Below are 16,889 nucleotides of genomic sequence, written 5' to 3' on the forward strand. Positions count from 1 at the left end.
GGGATGCCTTTGCGTGATGTTCTCTTCGGTGCTTCCGTTGCCACAGTGGTCCCCACTACTTTTGGTGGGGATTACTCTGGCAACTTCCTGTCACATCGTCGAGACGGTGCACGAGACGCGCTTACGCCACAACCACATCGGCCGATGGCTGTGCAAGTTGCCGTTGTTGATGGCTCGCGATCCATTTACGCAACTGGTTCGGATTGACGTCGTGATCCATCGCCGTACGAGCAATCGACACGCCGGGCCGCAGGCACAGCTCGACCAGCTCCTGCCGTGCTGCTTCATCAAATTCGCGGCGACCGTCTCGCTTGCGGCCAACTACCAGTCTGTTTCGAAGATTCGGTTGCTCTGTCATTGAGGTCTGAGTGCAGGTGTCCACGCGGACACCTAGCTTCTGACCTCCTGACCCTCATGGGAAGGGCGTCATTTATTGACCGCTTACGACATGCGAAGAGGTATTTCATGTCCAATGCTCCGATCCCACCACGCCCCAATCGCGACCCGCTATTTCCATCATTGCCTCTTCGTCGTCAGAATGCCGAGTTAATGTCAATTCTGGTGTATGCGCGGCAGCGGGCATGATTAGGCGGCAAGCGGTTGCCGAGCCGGTGCGCTTTCGATCACCGGGATACCATCCTCGAAGGGAATGCCCTTCAGAAGCTGCTCGATCCTTTCGGCGCCGCGAATGCGACGCCACGACTGCTCGGCCGACTCGACGAGCTTGAACGCCATGCCAAGGAACGTCGCGCGCGACAGGCAATTGCGCGCACGGCTCGTGCGATGGCGCACCGTGGCGAAGGTGGACTCGATCGGGTTCGTTGTCCTCAGGTGCTGCCAGTGCTCGGCCGGAAAGTCGTAGAAGGCGAGCAGATCGTCGCGATCCTTCGTGAGCTTCTCGGTAGCCTTCGGATACTTGGCTGCGTACGTCGCGACGAACCGCTCGAAGGCGACCAGGGCCTCAGCGCGCGTGGCCGCATTCCAGATTTGCGCCAAGTCCGTCTTCGCACGACCGTGCTGCGCCTTGGGCAAGGCGTTGAGCACGTTGCCGATCTTGTGGAACCAGCAGCGTTGTTGCTTGGTCTGCGGGAACACTTCTTCGAGCGCGGCCCACAAGCCCATCGCGCCGTCACCCGCTGCCAGCAGCGGGCCGCCCTGCAAGCCACGCGCCTTCAGATCAAGCAGCAGATCCCGCCACGACGCCTTCGATTCCCGATAGCCGTCGGCGATGGCCACACGCTCCTTGCTGCCGTCCGGCTTCACGCCGATGATCACCAGCAGGCATTGGCCGTCGCTGTCCTCGCTACGCGCGCCGGTATGAATGCCGTCGGCCCACCAATAGACCCAGCGCGCGTGCTTCAGATCGCGCTCACTGCTCAAACTCCTCGGCCCATTGCGCCTTAAGCCGCACCACGACGTTCGGCGAGAGCCCCTTGGCGTCTTCACCTACCAGCACGCTCAATGCCTCGCTCATATCGCCCGTCGAGACGCCGCGCAGATAGAGCCACGGCAGCGCGGCCGACACCCGCGGCGAGCGCCGCACGTACGGCGGCACGAGGCTCGAATTGAACTTCACGCCGGAGCCCGAGCGGTCGCGCACCTTCGGCACTTGAACCGGCACCGGGCCGATGGCCGTGACAATCTCGCGCTCGGGCAAATAGCCGTTACGCACGACCGCTCGCCGGCCCTCCAGCGTCTTTACATTCGAGTACCGTTCGAGCAATGCCGCCAATTCCGCCTCGATCGCCTGTTGGATGATTTGCCGCGCGCCTTGCTGAATCAGATCGTCCAGGCCCGGCAGTGCCTTCGATTCCGCTGCTGCTTGACTGTTGTTCCCTTCCTGCGTACGTTTCGCCATGGTGGTGGAGTTCGGTTGCTGGTTTGTTACCCTGAGAAAGCAACATTCTCAGTCAACCGCCACCGCCTTCCTCATCCCCGCCTGCCGCTCCCGTACACCAGATTCGAGATTAACTCCAGAATGCCCGCGCTTTGCCTAACGAAACACAAGGATGTCAATCTGGTAGCAGTACTGTCGCTATGCAGTCACCTCAGAAGAGGAACACATGCGCTCCGCACAATGGACTGCAAGGCTTCAGCGTCAAACTGCAACCTCGTTCAGATTAGTTCTGCCGGCCGAAAGCCGTACCCTTATGGTGGCGAAATACGACGATCCGGGACGCTCAACAGGTTGTTCAAGCTCCTCGCCGCTGACGTGCCAGACCGATACCTCACGATGAACGAGCGCTACGAGCAGCGACACTGCGAAAAGGATTTTTGGGCCAAATGGCAATAGCACCGGCTTGTATTGCCCCTTCATGCCGGCCACTAGGCCGCCGAGCATCTGGAAAGTCTCAACCGGCTGTAAAACATCATAATCGAAGACCTGTGCGTCGCTGGCCGCACGTATCAGTTGGCGATTGTGCTGCTCGACCTTGGCTCTGTATCGCTTCTCAGGAGATTCAGGAATAAACAATACATAGTCCGAGGACTGGATATACTCCACCGCCCCCAGTGCTTTTCCCCGCTCATATCCAAGTCCGACGACTGTCCGTACAGGCAATCCAGCCCGCGAGATCCACCCCGCAAAAACGGGATGCACCGGCGCGACACGACGATTGGGTTCAAGTGAGCCGCTAGCCGGCGGAACATAACGGGCCGGGTTATAGATCAACCACAGATCCACCTCGGACCATAGCCCCTGGCTCGCCAGCGCCGCAAACATACTTGCCACGATCCGCCGCGGCAGACAGCTTACGTCCACCAGAATCCGGAAGGGCTCCTGCCCTCTATTGCCACCTTCTGTGGTGCCTTCCGCGCCGCATGCTTCGAGAAGGCTTCGGAAAGCGCTCTCATCGTAGATGAAGTACTCAAACCCAGCTCGCTCGTAAACGCTCGAAGCGCGAGGCGACGGACGGTCTTGAGTCTGGGCACGGATTGCGATTTTCCGTCCACTTGAGGCTTTGATCAAACCCGGCACTTTCAACGCGCGACTCTCTCCGCTCACCGCGCAAACTACCATATCAAATGAGGCGGCATTGTCGGCCACGTCCGACAGATCAAACGCCTGCGCAGCTACCGGTATAAGGTGCTTGATCAAAACAGCGCTCCCTGGCGATGGCGTGCGTCGATTGCGTCTGCTCTCCTTCCGCTTCTCCTGGAAGCGGTGGCGTCAGACACGATGGTCGAAAGCGAAACGCTTTTCGTCGATCGAAGGGGTAGCCGAAATTCTGGCGCCAGCAGGTAGGCAAGCCGGAACCTCTTGCCTTCCAGCGTACGAAAACCTCCCATCTCGTCCGGGTCAGACAAACTCACAACGGCTCCAAGGTTAATAGCGATTCGCAACGCCTTCTCAATCTCCCCATCAATGTGCGAGACCTCGAATGACAAGGGTATTTCTTCAATAAAGTCATCCTCTACCAGTCGGCGATTGAAATATGACCCTATCGTGGACAGCAGTTCATAAACCGACTTTGTTGTCGTGATCCCCATCGCCTGCTCCGTCGCTGCCGTTTGTAACATGGCAGAGAACGCCTCGGACGTTTGCTCGATCGCGTGATGCTGAACAGAGCGATCGATTGGCAATGGATCCGTTTCCTGAGTGCGCGAGATAATCATGTTGACCATCCCGATGAACCAGCGCGGGTTGCCTTCACTTATCGACGCAAGTGCCTCCCATCCCGTGTAGACGCTCAGGAGTTTTTTACGGCCCTTTCGACTGAGCACGGCACCGCGGAGAGCATTTCGAAACGCAACCAGTGGAGCAATTTTTCGAACCAGTGACAAGGATGTGTCCGGGGACGCTGCATCGAGATGCTTTTCATCAAGGAACTGCGCGAATGACTGATCCTTCGACCTCAGTTCCAGGAAATCCTGACTAAGTTTGGCTAACCGGTCGCTCGCACGGGCTACATTGCCTTGCTCATCAGAGTCTCCTTCCCATGTTCTGCCGAAGACCTGCGTCGGCGTCTTCCCTGCCAATGGCTTGTGATGCCCCACCCGGGAGTGAAACAGTTGATCGCAAAAACGCAGCGCAGAGACCTTCTCCGAATGCCACAGGTTGGTTTGCTTGTAGTCGTTCTTGTGGCTCGGTGGGCCGAGCGTATCAAGGCTCTCGGAAGTATGCGGCCCGCAAGGGGCTAGGGCCACCTTGTAGAGCAATTTCCGGTTGGCCGAGCGCAAACTGCCCAGCACCCGTCGCTGTAGCGAAGGGTGGGCAATCTCGAATTCGTCAAGCAGCAGTGCCCACTTGTGATCGATGCGCTTCGCTGCCCGGTCGATGATTGAAAGACCGACAGTCAAAGCCACGTCAAACGGCAGCGTTGCATACGGAAGGCGCGCATAGACGTCGGACAGCGTGAGACCAGGTTTCGCAGCCAGCTCCAAGGCTCCCGAGTGAATGTCAAGCATTCGGAATGCAAGCGCAGTCTCCAGGCTGCCCATTGAAGCAATTTCGACGTCGAGCTTCCAGGCTTTCGCAATCTCGACAACCACCGACTCCAGGATTGGCCCGGGGATTGAGATTGAGCCGTGACAATCTTCGCCACTCACCGCACAGGACATTGTCGCTGCGGCGGACTGGAGAACATTGGTGCAAAAAGCAGCGGTCGTAACCGCCTCAAAACATTCATCACTTAGGCGTCCACCGCCAAGGCTTTCGACCATTGCGCCCCAGGTGATATCAGCTGGAACATAGATGCCCGTGTATCCGACCGCCGACCGCAAAGAGTCGGCCCGTTCGTGACGCCAACTGCGAACCGCATCAAGAGACAACATCCTCAGATATGTGGTCTTACCGCTACCGCGAGGTCCTACGACCAGCGCATTCCAGTTGCCTGCAATTTCCCAAAATTCGTCGGACGGAACGAACGAACCGACCATTTCGTTAAGACGCAAATCTTTTGCGTTGAATGCTTCAAGAAATGAGATAGTCATGATCGCTTTCGCCCAGCTTCTTCATACTTCCCGTCAACGTTGCTCGTGATGACAATGTTATGGCGTCTTAGCAAGCTTCGCTCAATCGACTTCATATCGCGTGGCGTCACATGACGCAGCCAAGGCACGTTCTCAATAATGTTTGCCCACGGCGTGGGCGCCGGAATCATCCCCGCTAGCGCATCAGCCAGTTTGTCTGGATGACCCCGCTCACCGAAACCGCAGCCTGTGTAAATGCCGTCGAGCGTACTGTCCGACTGCTTCCAGCCAGTTCCCAAATACCAGTTCCATGCTCGAACCGTGCCCAGTGGGGAGCCACCACCGGACGGAAGAACGATGTCAATCAGGTAAAACTGGTTGCGCAGCCGTAATGATGCATCGTCAACAACCGCACCGAAGCTGCTGGCGGCAAACACCACAGGCGGTGAAGCCCCGCCAGGTGCGTACGTAAGCTTCCCGTGATGCTTGTGACCGTGGAATACTACCCAGTCTCCATGCTTCGAGAGCGTATCGAGCAGGCGCTGCCCGTTCTGCATGAAATCGTAGCTACCAAGGTGATGATCTTCATGCTGGATGGGATGATGGTGACAGACGAACAGGTTCACTTTCGTCTGCGATCCATCGGAGCTCTCCAGGGCGTCATCAAGCCACGACAGAGCGCTTTCCGCAATGCGTCCCCGCTCATACTCCACGGGCACAGCGTTATGGCGCGCGCAGCTGTTAAATACAACGAGGCGATAGCGTGGGTCGTTGTCGACGAGCACGTAGTCAGCCCCGAAGTAGTGAACTCGACGCTCGTGAGCCTGCGCGGGCGGAATCGTCGAGATGTGAACCGGATATGCCGGTTCAAGCTGTTTCAGGTTCTCGAAAAGATCCGCCGCGTCATTGAGATCCCGCACCACGTTTTTCCCGGAGCCAGGTGCCCGGGACGTGACATCGTGGTTGCCCGTCGCAGACGCTGTCAACGATGCCTTCAGCTCATCGCCGAGTGTGACCAGACATTTCCACGCCACGTTCAGCCCTACAGGATCCGCATATGTTGTGATGTCGCCTGGACAAAGCAAAACATCTGCTGTCAGACCATGGTTCTTCACAAGTGCCAGCAGCGAGGCCCACGGGTTATCGCGACGCTTGAACTTCGGGCCTTCGGCGCTGACCACCTGGAGCCATGAGGGGTTTGGTTCGCCGCTGCTAGTACCGGCATAAAAGTGCGGGTCACTCAATAGAGCGACCGTGAGTGTGACATCCCCCTGATTCGACGATGAAGCTTGCACCGTTAAAAATCCATTTTAATAGTTGGTCACGAGGAGTTCTTCCGCCTTTCCGCGATGCCCGCAGAAACCGGCGACGTTTCTGTGTACATGCAGGCTGCGAATGTTCCAACCATGTGCGCTTAACGGTTCATGCAATGCGCTCGACGACGAGTATGAAATCAGGATCTTTGCCCCGCGATCCGATGCGGCAAGCGTGGCATCGATAAATCTAACGAGGTCGCGGTCCCGAAAACTGTCTCGCCCATATTCACCGCGATCCCTCTTTCCGGAAGTGGAATACGGCGGATCCATGTACACAAAGTCCCCGGAGCGCGCCTGCTGCAGGACAGGTTCGAAATCGCCGTGCACGAGGTCTGCATGCCGCAGGTGGCGTGCGAATGCACAAAACTCGTCTTCAGACGGAATATGAAGACGGCCCCGGCCACGAGGCACATTGAACCTTCCAGCCCGATTCGTCCGGTAGACACCGTTGAAACAGAATCGATTGAGGTAAATAAACCTCGCAGCCTGTGAGCGTTTGCTGAGCGTCGTCTCGTCAAGACCGCGCAGATAGTAGTAGTAGTCCGGCTCAGTCGGCATCGCACTGACCTCGCGCCAGACTGCATGCGGGAACGCTCTGACACTCCTGTACGTGGCAACCAGCGAGCTGTTCACGTCGCCCAGGATCGCGGGACAAGGCGCAAGACTCAGGTAGAGCGCACCGGATCCCGCGAAAGGCTCAATATAGCGTCGAAACTTCGCCGGCATTGCCGCCTGCAGCACGTTCAGGATCGGCCGCTTGCTTCCCGCCCAACGGATGATCGGTGTTGTCAACGCGCCTCCGCGCTTGTTGGTCTGTTATCGCGCGCTATTATAGCGTCCACAGGTCCTGCCTACACACCAGTCACGCCGTACGATATGCGCTAGGGGACGCGGTCCGAATGGGCCAGCCCAGCTGTTCTGCATAAACCGTTGTGACCGGAAGGCGATGTGCCTCAGGCCGAAGCGACGGTGGGCGGCCCATTGCACGACTACACGCGTTGCCTAAACCGCCGCCAGCCGCTTCCCTCTGGCTCCCGAGCGAGACAGCGCGCCGTGACGCTCAATTGACGCGGGCGCTTGCGTCAGCGCTGCAACTCTGACATCGGGCTGCGCTTGCAGCCGTCGGAAACCCACAACGAACGCAAAAAAGTCTATGCCATTCGAGATACTGCCCTGGGAACGGTTAGCTGGCGCATATCGGGGCACCATCCTCCTCGGGAATGGAGCAAGCATTGCTGTGAGCCCCAGCTTTTCGTACGGATCGCTGCTAGGCCATGCAAGGGCCAACGGTCTGATGACGCCGGACGTCCAGCGTCTGTTCGAGTTTTTCGGGACTTCAGATTTCGAGTTGATTCTGCGCAATGTCTGGCAGGCATCGAACGTGAACCAGGCATTGCGAATCCCTGACGACAGGACTCGTGGCGCATACCATCACGTCAGAGATTGCCTGATACAAACGGTTCGCAACGTTCATCCAGAGCACGACGCGGTCCGCGAACAGCTACCCCTGCTTTACGAATTCCTGAGATCGTTCGATACGGTCATTTCCCTGAACTATGACCTCGTGCTCTACTGGGCCCTGACTTTCGGCCTTGACCTGGACGACGCACACGCGTTCAAGGACTGCTTCGTCCGTGGCGGCCGTTTCGACGACAACTGGCAGCGCTTCAGGGAGCCCATTGGTCGGGAGCGGTCGACCTCGCTCGTCTTCTACCCGCATGGCAGTCTCGTCCTGTGCAGAAACCGCATCGAAGAAGAGGTGAAGATCCACAACCAGGAAGCGGGTCTGCTTCAAGCCATCCTGAACCGATGGATATCCGGGGAAGTCGTCCCCCTGTTCGTGAGCGAGGGCACATGCGAGCAAAAGGTGACCTCGATTCAAAGCAGTTACTACCTGTCGACCGTATACCGCGAAGTATTACCGTCTGCCCGGGAGTCGCTGGTCATCTATGGCTGGGGCTTCGGCGAGCACGACATTCATTTGTTGCGACGGATGAGGGCATCGGGCATACGCAGGGTCGCCGTTTCAGTGCTCGGCGGCGATCAGGCCTATTGCAATCGGGTGTCCCAGATCATCTGGAACGAACTGGGCGCCAGAACCCACGTGGCGTTCTTCGATTGTCAAAGCCCGGGATGCTGGAATCATGTCGCGTAGCCGCCGATCTATGCGTAGCACATAAACCCGACCGATGGGTCCTGCGCCCAAATGGCCTGCGAAGAAAAAGCGAACTTGGGAAAATGCCCTTACTCAAATCACGCTTTGACCGACGCGATTCCATAGTTTCGCCCCGGTCTTGATAGAGCAACGCCCCGCATCAGCGAAGGTCGCGAAGAACAGCGCATATTAGTGGCAGTAACTAGCTTGCGAGTGGCACGTCGAGATGCATTCCGCTTCGCCACCGCCGAGCATTCAATACCTAGCGCCGCAGTCAAACCCGCGCCCATCGCGTAGTCCCTACCCGGTCAACTCGCAGCGTGGCATGCACCCGACTCCCAGGTTCCCGCCCTTGACCCGCGACCGTAGCCGATAGCGGGCAGGCATCAAGGGGCGAGGGACCGTGTTTCCCGCACCCCTCCCTCGCCTTTCTCCTTGACGCCTGCCCGCTATCGGCTCCTCCAGTCGCACGGGCGGGAACCCGGGAGCCTGGCGGCAGCAAAGCCAACCCCGAGTTCCACCGGGAGGTGCCCAGCCGCAACGGCAAGTCACATCCCGTCGCCCGGTTCAGGTCCTCAACCTTGACTGTGGAGATTGCCATGCAACTCGCTTCCTCTTTCCGTTACGGCTCCCCGATGCTGCGCGCCGATTCGCCTCTGTTGGACGATCAGATTCGCCGCGTTGCCCCATCCATCTTTGCGGACGGCAAGCACGAAAGCCGCTCCGAACGCTACACCTACATTCCGACGATCGACGTCCTGCGCGGACTGCGCAACGAGGGTTTCCAACCCTTCATGGTCTGCCAGACGCGCGTGCGGCAGGACGACCGTCGCGAGTACACGAAACACATGATTCGGCTTCGTCACGCGGAACAGATTACCGGCGAGGAAGCCAACGAAATCGTACTGTTGAACTCGCACGATGGCACCAGCAGTTACCAGATGCTCGCGGGCATGCTGCGCTTTGTCTGCCAGAACGGCATGGTGGCGGGCGATAACGTCGCCGATATCCGAGTCCCGCACAAGGGCAACATCGTCGAAAACGTGATCAACGGTGCGTTCGACGTGCTCGACGGTTTCAACCTGATCCGCGAGCAGAAGGAAGGCATGCGCGCCGTCACACTCGACCGCGACGAACAGCACGCATTCGCCCGCTCCGCACTCGCGCTGCGCTACGACCCGACCGACCGGGAAGCACCGGCCCCGGTTACCGACAACCAGTTGCTTGCTCCGCGCCGCTTCGAGGATCGCCACGACGACCTCTGGACCGTCTTTAACCGCGTTCAGGAAAACCTCACCAAAGGCGGCCTGCATGGACGCTCGCGCACGGGTCGGTCGATGTCTACCCGTCCCATCACCGGCATCGACCAGAACGTGAAGCTCAACCGCGCCCTCTGGATGCTCGCGGACGCAATGCGACAGATGAAAGCGTAGCCACGACAGGGGCGGGAAAGCCGCCATTCTTTTTATCTATCAGGACTCCTATCCGGGCCGGATCCTGACAGAATCCGATAGTGCCCGACCCGGAACTTTCATTCCAACTTTCTGGAGTCAGTCATGCAAGCAAAATCCGAAACCACTATGGTAGACAGCACCGAACAAGCTACCATGCTCGAAACCCACTTCGGTAACGAGCAGCCCATCGTGACCGTACCGTATTCCAGCCTGCGACCGTCGCCACTCAATGCGCGCACGAAACCCCTGTCGGGCATTCCCGGCCTTGCCGCCAATATCCGGGCAAAGGGTCTGTTGCAAAATCTCGTCGTCCACGAGCTCAAGCGATCGCGCGGCAGGCAGCGCAAATATGGCGTGTGTGCCGGTCAGCGCCGCGAAGCCGCCCTCGACCTCCTGTTCGAACAGAAAGACATCGCCGCCGACTACCCGGTCCCCGTGCGCATCGTCAGTGAAGGCGAAGCCCTCGCCGTTTCTCTGATCGAAAATACCGAGCGCGAAGGACTCGATCCGTTCGATGTGCTGCGCGCATACCGGATGCTGGCCGAGGAAGGGCGAAGCGTCGATTACATCGCCGCGCTCTTTTCTGCCTCGCCGCTCACGGTCAAACGACGCATGAAGCTCGCGAGCGTATCCCTAAAGCTGTTGGCCCTGCTGCGAGAGGACGCGATCACGCTAGATCAGCTTGCCGCACTCGCCCTCGCTGACAACCACGAAACGCAGGAGCACATCTGGTTCGATGCGAACGAGTGGCAGCGCCAGCCCAACTATCTGCGGCAGGCCATCACGCGGGCCGAAATCGATGCGAGTCGCAGCCGCCTCATGCGCTTTATTGGCCTCGACACCTACGAAGCAGCAGGCGGGTATGTACGCCGTGACCTCTTCAGTGACGACGGGAATGCGGGCTACATCGCGGATGCCGAACTTCTGCAGCGGCTCGTCGCGCAGAAGCTCGACGTCGCCGCAGAAGAAGTACGCGCCGAGGGTTGGGGCTGGACAGAAACCCGAGTCGAGCGTGACGTGTTGGAGCTTAACCGCTACGGCAAGCTGCGCCCAATCCAGCGCCTCTTTACCGACGACGAGCAGCGCGAAATGGATGCGCTTACCGCAAAGCAGGATGAACTGGCAGGGAAGCTGGAGGCACTGTCCGAGGGCGACGAAAATGCCTATGAGGAAGCCGACCGCCTCGATGCCGAAATCGACCGGGTCAATGCCGCGATCGTCGCACTTGAAAGCCGCGCCCTGGTGTGGGATACACAGCAGATGGCGGAGGCGGGCGCGTTCGTGATCATCGATCCGCAGGGAAAACTGCTCATCGAGCGCGGTCTCGTTCGGCGCGAAAACAGTGCGGCGCTGGACGCGGCGGGTGCGACTGTCACCGGCACGCCGCAGGCGGAAGCGGCGGACCCGGCAGACTGTCCTGTTACGAAGATCAAGCCAGTCCACAGCGCGAAACTCTGCCAGCGACTCACCGCGCACCGCACCGTCGCCATCCACGCCGAACTAGTCGCTCGGCCCGCCGTCGCGCTCGCCGCCCTGTTACGGCATCTCGTTCCGCAGGCGCTGCCCGAGCACTACGGTTACACGTCCGCGCGCGATTATCTGGCGCTATCTGGCGACAACAATCGCGACAGCCTGCTGCGCGCGGCGGACGACCTGCCCACCAGTGCTGCATGGAACGCCATCGAGGCACAACGCGCCCGATGGACCGCCGAGTTGCCCGCGAAACACGCCGACCTGCTGCCGTGGCTCGCGAAGCAGGATCCTGGGACAACGCTGCTCGATCTGCTCGCCTTCTGCACCGGCACCCTGCTCGATGGGATCGTGGCCGAAGAAAAGCCGCATGCGATCAGCGCGCTCGCGGGCGCGCTAAACCTGGACATGACCCGATACTGGACGCCGACCCGCGCCACTTATTTCGATCATGTCAGCAAGGCGCGCATCGGGGAAGTCGTGTCCGCAGCCGTTTCGCCAAAGGTTGCCGCCGACCTCGGGAAGATGAAGAAGGCCGACGCCGCTGCCGCCGCCGAACTGCGGCTGGCCAAGGTCATGTGGCTCCCGGAAATCCTCACCGATACGGAAATCCCGGTCACGCCGTCATGGGAAGCTCGCGACGACGAGGATGGGAATGCCGGGGCGGATGGACACGACCCGGACACCGGCAACGGTTCCGACGACGCGCAGGACGACGGCAGTGCCGGCGAGCCCGAGAGCGATCACGGTGGCATCAGCAACACGGTTTGCGATGTGGCCGCGTCTCCCGCCACAGCCGGCGTGCAGCTGCCGTGGCCCTTTCCGACCGCTGCCGGCCTCGCGCGCGCTTCATGATGCCCTCGCGTTCATGAAAGGCGACACCAACGAAGTATGACCCGTGCGGGCAGACGGCAAACCGTCTGCCCGCACCGGATGACTGCCGGTGTACCGCCCCGCCAGCCCACCCGCTACCGCCGCGAGCAGAATCACGATCAGCGCTCCGACCACCAGTGCGCGGAACGCCTTCGTCATCCGTCTCGCGGCTATCTGGTCAACCTTCGCGGCACGCGCCGCTGCCGCGCTCATCTCCCGCTCAAACAGAGCTACCGCTGCGTCGAGCTTCTGCCGATGCTCACGCAACGCGACGGCTACCGTGCCCACCACCCGGTTTCCCGCGATGCGCGCAATTTGGTCAGCGGCGCGCCCCACCTGCGTGACCAACGCCTGTTCATTCAGTGCTGCGAGCTTCGCGCGATACCTCGCCTCGTGTTCAACGGCCATGCATTCCGCGAGTTCGATGGTCGCCTTGCAGCGCGCGAGCGCGTCGCGGTGCTGCGCCATTAGCGCGTCCGTCGCCTCACGTGCCTCCTCCCGCACCGCGTCCAGTTTGCCGTTGCCTGCCCGCTCGATGCGCTCCGGCATCGCTTCGTAAAGGCGAGCATAGTATTCGAGCACCGCCAGCACCGACCAAAGCGCATCGTTGTCGCGCAGGTTCAGGGCCACCGACACCCGACGCATGCGTAGCAGGCTCGCATCGTCCGGGTTCTCTCCGGTCACATCGTAAAAGAGCCGGGCCAGTGGATCGACAGGACGTCCGCGCCGCGTCCGCCGTTCAGGCATTACCCGTCACCCCGGCGAACATCGCGTCATAGAGCGCCCGCCAGCGCAGCAGTTCCGCGCGCTGCCCGATGGGTAGCGACTCCGCCGCCTCGCGCACCGACAAGCGCTGACTACGCAGATCGTCCGCCACGCGATCCGCGAGTTCGGGAAAGTCGAGCGACTTGCCCTTCGCCTCGACACTCTTGCGGATCTTTGAGTCCTGATACAGCACGAACCTGTCCGGTGTGCCGTAGTGGCCATTGCGCACAACGTGCGTCATCGCGTCTGGGAAGGTTTCACCGAACTGACGCAGCAGTTCCAGACTATCGCGCTGCCGGTTGATCACCCAGAACACGACGAGCCGTCTGCCAAGCTCGCCCAGCGTGCTGGCCAGCGTCGCGCCGTAGCGGGCAACGCCATCCTGGTTGCGGGCTGCCGTGCTGACCACCACAACCGCGTCGCGATGCTCGTCGCAGTAGTTCACGAAATTGATCCACCCGTCCGCCTCGTCCAGATCGAACGCGGCGCAATCAATCTCGCCCTGCACGGCCTTCATCACGTCAGGGTTCGACGTGTCATTCTCAACCAGCACGGGCTTGACGCCACGCCGCTGCAGATGATCGACCAGCGCGAGCGCGACGAGGCTCTTGCCAACGCCACCCTTGCCGCCGCCCACGAGATAGATGGGATTGACTGCCGTATCCATCGCGACTCCTCTACAGATCGTCGGTGTCGGGCCGGATCGCGAATCCGAGTGCGCCCTGCACTGGCCCGGATTGCGGTCTGGCTTCCGTCTTTCCCCCATCCTTGCGAACATGCTTTGTCTGAGACGTCGCATCCTGCGCGCGAGATTGCGCCGCGAATACCTTCTCAGCACCGGGCGCGCGTGCACCTGATGCTGACCGCGCAACACCACCTGCGCTACCGCCTTTCCCGGTCGAGCGCAGTGCATAGCGAATCGTCCCGGCCGTGATGTCGAGTCCTTGCTGCTGCGCCTGCTCCGCAATTTGCTCCAGCGTATAGCCCTTCGCCTGCGCAGTCCGCACGCGCACACGCATGTCCTTCATCGCATCGCGCACCGTCACGCCACGCTCGGTATCCGGCTTCTCCGGCAGCGCATCGAGTGCGCGACCAAACGCCTCCCATTGCGACTTCGTATAGACCTTCGCAACAGGCATCGTTACTCTCCTGAACATCGGCTACACATCGCTGTGACACCATCGTGCGCACGTCCTGAGCACGCGTCAACACGGTTTTTGCGCACGACTTGCCCGCGCAGGAACACACCGGCAGCGAAGGGAATGTAGGAGAACAACGCACTTTTTTGCGTACGTGGTGCGCACGCGACACGCTTCACCAACGCATCTAGGATGCGCCGGGGTAGCGCTCTCCGCTCACTCCGGAGACTATCACCTTGACGCCGGATTGTGGTTTCGGTTGTGTCACATGTAGGCATGCAGACTGTACACGCCTAGCCGGGAACTGCTCATGTGTTTCGCTCTCGTCTGCGCATTCGATGCTCGCCTCATAGCGCACCGCTTGAATCGCACCGTCCACATGCTTTCACTCGTTCCGAGCGTTGCATAGGCTCCCCGCACACTATCTCTCGTTTTGTATTTTCATGCGCCTCGCGAAGCGCATCGATCAGCACAGATACCCAGCAAACCATTCGCATTTTTGTGAGCACCCAACGCACGGGAGCGCGCACACTTCACACATTGGGTTCGCCACTGGTTCGCAGTTCATGACGCACTGGTTGCGCATCCCTTAACACATCGTTTTACGCAATGCGCTGACCCAGACACAACCCCACGTCGCATTGTCATCGCAAGGACAACGCACGCCGTTCTCCACGGCACGATCAGCTGTTTACTCGAAGGCAGAAACCTCTGCGCACGGCGTTTACTCTGGACCACAAAAATGCACAGAGAACAAGGGATGGCAGGATAGGCTACCGCCGGTTTTTGGCGCCACAGCCCTTTATCAATCACTCCGGCGTTGTACAGCCCACATCAACATGGACAGAAAAGTGGAAATTTCCGAGGAACAAGATTGTTGCACTCGGAACCCTTCCGTCTATATTGAAAGGACGGGCGATCGAAATATCACCTTCGTCGCGGGTCCCGTCATTTCGATGCAGGAAGTGGCCCGATCGCGCAGAGTTCTGGGAGAACATTCGTGGGATTGCTTAAACTTTTGGTCGTCTATGGTGCGATCGTCGTGCTGGCAAAGGGCATTCAACTCTTTAGTCGCCACTCTCGACACCAATACGGATACAGTTTTTTCACGGCACGTGGATTCTGGCTTGCCGCGATTGGTATCAATCTCATCTGGTGGGGATACATTGGATGGGGAACCGCACGACTGCACCACGAGTCGACTTGGAGTGGTCTTTTACTCATCGCAATCGGGCTTGCTACCGTCGCACGGTTGATCTACGAGAACGTCCGGGGGACGGGGTTCATCAATGGTCCTTGCGGGACAGCCATGCAGCTCGTTCTGTTTTTCCCCGTGGCGCTCTACGGCGTCCCGCTTCTGGCGATTACGATACTTTTTCTGCTCTTCGCGACTTTCAAGGTAGGGCCGGTCTGGTTGGTTGATCGCGAATGAATCCAGTGACCTGGACCTATCCGTGATTTCGTGGGCGAGGCATATCATGAGGTGTAAAAGTCATGGATATGCCGATGAAGAAGAAAAGGCAAACTGTAGCGCGTCAGGCAGCGGCCCGCGGGCCGCTGCCTGAACTGCCCAAGGAATTGCTGGACCAGTTGGTCAAGGGGCCGATGACGCCGGCCGAGGTCCAGGATCTGATGCTGGCGTTCAACAAGGCAATCATTGAGCGCGCGATGGGCGCTGAGATGAACCTGCATCTGGGCTACCCGTCGGGTCAGCCCAAGCCGGCCGGGCAGGCCAACGAGCGCAACGGCGCCAGCGGCAAGACGGTCATCACCGATCGTGGCCCAGTCCGGGTCGACGTGCCTCGTGACCGTGACGGCAGCTTCGAGCCGATCCTGATTCCCAAGCACGAGCGCCGTTTCACCGGCTTCGACGAACGCATCATCGCGATGTACGCCCGCGGCATGAGCGTGCGCGAGATTCAGGGATTTCTGGCCGAGCACTACGGCACTGAGGTGTCGCCGGACTTCATCAGCTCGGTCACCGACGAGGTGATGGCCGAGGCGCTGAGCTGGCAGAGCCGCCCGCTCGAGACGATGTACCCGGTGGTGTTCTTCGATGCGCTGCGGGTCAAGATCCGCGACGACGGCGTGGTCAGCAACAAGGCCGTCTATCTGGCTTTGGGGATTCAGGCCGACGGCCAGCGCGACGTGCTGGGCCTCTGGATCGAGCAGACCGAGGGCGCCAAGTTCTGGCTCAAGGTGTTCAACGAACTGAAGACGCGCGGCTGCCAAGACATCCTGATCGCCGTGGTCGATGGCCTGAAGGGGCTCACCGAGGCCATCAGCACGGCCTATCCGCGAACCACCGTTCAGACCTGTATCGTGCATCTGATCCGCAACAGTCTCGAGTACGCCAGCTACAAGGATCGCAAGGCATTGGCCGCAGCGCTGCGCCCGATCTACGCGGCTGCCAGCGAAGAGGCGGCACGGCAGGCGCTGCAAGACTTCGCCGACGGACCTTGGGGCGCGAAGTACCCGACCATCGTGCAATCGTGGCAGCGAGCATGGGAGCACGTCGTACCGTTCTACGTGTTCCCGCCGGAGATTCGACGGGTCGTGTACACCACGAACGCCATAGAAAGTTTGAACATGCAGTTGCGCAAGATCATCAAGACCCGTGGTCACTTCCCCAATGACGAGGCGGCCATCAAGCTGCTCTGGCTGGCGCTGCGCAACGTACTGGCCAAGACCGTGCGGTCCGCCTTCGACTGGAAAAATGATATGAACGCCTCCCACCCGTGAGTGGCGTAGCTTGCAGGAAGGCTGAGCCTTACGGGCCAATGGCATCAAAGTGCCCAGATGGAAG

Annotated in this window: 13 protein-coding genes and 1 pseudogene; 5 read left to right on the forward strand and 9 right to left on the reverse strand. The window is 59.9% G+C overall.

The genetic code is table 11. The features are described from left to right. Positions 1-121: 121 nt before the first annotated feature. The 6 genes and pseudogenes from G3O06_RS40370 to G3O06_RS40395 form a co-directional block, all read right to left on the reverse strand. Positions 122-358, reverse strand: a complete 237-nt coding sequence (locus tag G3O06_RS40370) for a transposase (RefSeq protein ID WP_241020489.1) — start codon at positions 356-358, stop codon at positions 122-124. 227 nt (positions 359-585) lie between these two features. Next, a pseudogene (locus tag G3O06_RS40375) lies at positions 586-1,858 on the reverse strand (IS256 family transposase). A 240-nt stretch (positions 1,859-2,098) separates the two neighbouring features. Further along, entirely contained in the window at positions 2,099-3,097 is a 999-nt protein-coding gene (locus tag G3O06_RS40380) for a hypothetical protein (RefSeq protein WP_205819440.1), read from the reverse strand. Then, the gene (locus G3O06_RS40385; RefSeq protein ID WP_205819441.1) at positions 3,094-4,932 is read right to left on the reverse strand and encodes a hypothetical protein; all 1,839 of its coding nucleotides are present in this window, start codon (positions 4,930-4,932) and stop codon (positions 3,094-3,096) included. Before G3O06_RS40385 ends, G3O06_RS40380 begins: the two co-directional genes overlap by 4 nt. Beyond that, positions 4,929-6,206, reverse strand: a complete 1,278-nt coding sequence (locus G3O06_RS40390; RefSeq protein WP_205819442.1) for a metallophosphoesterase — start codon at positions 6,204-6,206, stop codon at positions 4,929-4,931. Before G3O06_RS40390 ends, G3O06_RS40385 begins: the two co-directional genes overlap by 4 nt. A gap of 15 nt (positions 6,207-6,221) precedes the next feature. Further along, positions 6,222-7,019, reverse strand: a complete 798-nt coding sequence (locus tag G3O06_RS40395; protein WP_080287957.1) for a Dam family site-specific DNA-(adenine-N6)-methyltransferase — start codon at positions 7,017-7,019, stop codon at positions 6,222-6,224. A 361-nt stretch (positions 7,020-7,380) separates the two neighbouring features. Between G3O06_RS40395 and G3O06_RS40400 the strand changes: the two genes are divergently transcribed. The 3 genes from G3O06_RS40400 (at position 7,381) to G3O06_RS40410 (ending at position 12,161) form a co-directional block, all read left to right on the forward strand. Beyond that, entirely contained in the window at positions 7,381-8,382 is a 1,002-nt protein-coding gene (locus tag G3O06_RS40400) for a DUF4917 family protein (protein ID WP_205819443.1), read from the forward strand. Between the two features lie 599 nt (positions 8,383-8,981). After that, positions 8,982-9,815, forward strand: a complete 834-nt coding sequence (locus G3O06_RS40405; protein WP_205819444.1) for a DUF932 domain-containing protein — start codon at positions 8,982-8,984, stop codon at positions 9,813-9,815. Between the two features lie 123 nt (positions 9,816-9,938). Continuing rightward, complete coding sequence (locus tag G3O06_RS40410; RefSeq protein WP_205819445.1) at positions 9,939-12,161, forward strand: ParB/Srx family N-terminal domain-containing protein; 2,223 nt, start codon at positions 9,939-9,941, stop codon at positions 12,159-12,161. On the opposite strand, the gene G3O06_RS40415 is transcribed toward G3O06_RS40410, so the two are convergent. Genes G3O06_RS40415 through G3O06_RS40425 form a run of 3 tightly spaced genes read right to left on the reverse strand, consistent with a single transcriptional unit; the run spans position 12,156 to position 14,083 of the window. Further along, positions 12,156-12,926: a hypothetical protein gene (locus G3O06_RS40415; protein WP_205819446.1), complete on the reverse strand. Its 771-nt coding sequence runs from the start codon at positions 12,924-12,926 to the stop codon at positions 12,156-12,158. The two genes, G3O06_RS40410 and G3O06_RS40415, sit on opposite strands and share 6 nt — an antisense overlap. After that, positions 12,919-13,611: a protein mobD gene (locus G3O06_RS40420; RefSeq protein WP_205819447.1), complete on the reverse strand. Its 693-nt coding sequence runs from the start codon at positions 13,609-13,611 to the stop codon at positions 12,919-12,921. The genes G3O06_RS40415 and G3O06_RS40420 overlap by 8 nt, the downstream gene beginning before the upstream one ends. A 10-nt stretch (positions 13,612-13,621) precedes the next feature. Continuing rightward, a complete protein-coding gene (locus tag G3O06_RS40425; protein ID WP_205819448.1) occupies positions 13,622-14,083 on the reverse strand; it encodes a hypothetical protein in 462 nt (153 codons plus the stop codon). Between the two features lie 1,000 nt (positions 14,084-15,083). On the opposite strand from G3O06_RS40425, the gene G3O06_RS40430 reads away from it, so the two are divergent. Further along, positions 15,084-15,515 (forward strand): hypothetical protein, encoded by a 432-nt coding sequence (locus G3O06_RS40430; protein WP_205819449.1) that lies wholly within the window; start codon positions 15,084-15,086, stop codon positions 15,513-15,515. Between the two features lie 74 nt (positions 15,516-15,589). Further along, positions 15,590-16,825 (forward strand): IS256 family transposase, encoded by a 1,236-nt coding sequence (locus G3O06_RS40435; protein WP_205819450.1) that lies wholly within the window; start codon positions 15,590-15,592, stop codon positions 16,823-16,825. Positions 16,826-16,889: the final 64 nt, after the last annotated feature.

The organism is Burkholderia sp. Ac-20345, from assembly GCF_017104825.1.
GTDB classification, from domain to species: Bacteria; Pseudomonadota; Gammaproteobacteria; order Burkholderiales; family Burkholderiaceae; genus Burkholderia; species Burkholderia lata_B.

Coding starts and splice junctions, on each gene's coding strand:
- G3O06_RS40370 (WP_241020489.1), bottom strand. CDS start 358: ATGACAGAGCAACCGAATCTTCGAAACAGACTGGTAGTTGGCCGCAAG.
- G3O06_RS40385 (WP_205819441.1), bottom strand. CDS start 4,932: ATGACTATCTCATTTCTTGAAGCATTCAACGCAAAAGATTTGCGTCTT.
- G3O06_RS40400 (WP_205819443.1), top strand. CDS start 7,381: ATGCCATTCGAGATACTGCCCTGGGAACGGTTAGCTGGCGCATATCGG.
- G3O06_RS40405 (WP_205819444.1), top strand. CDS start 8,982: ATGCAACTCGCTTCCTCTTTCCGTTACGGCTCCCCGATGCTGCGCGCC.
- G3O06_RS40410 (WP_205819445.1), top strand. CDS start 9,939: ATGCAAGCAAAATCCGAAACCACTATGGTAGACAGCACCGAACAAGCT.
- G3O06_RS40415 (WP_205819446.1), bottom strand. CDS start 12,926: ATGCCTGAACGGCGGACGCGGCGCGGACGTCCTGTCGATCCACTGGCC.
- G3O06_RS40420 (WP_205819447.1), bottom strand. CDS start 13,611: ATGGATACGGCAGTCAATCCCATCTATCTCGTGGGCGGCGGCAAGGGT.
- G3O06_RS40425 (WP_205819448.1), bottom strand. CDS start 14,083: ATGCCTGTTGCGAAGGTCTATACGAAGTCGCAATGGGAGGCGTTTGGT.
- G3O06_RS40435 (WP_205819450.1), top strand. CDS start 15,590: ATGAAGAAGAAAAGGCAAACTGTAGCGCGTCAGGCAGCGGCCCGCGGG.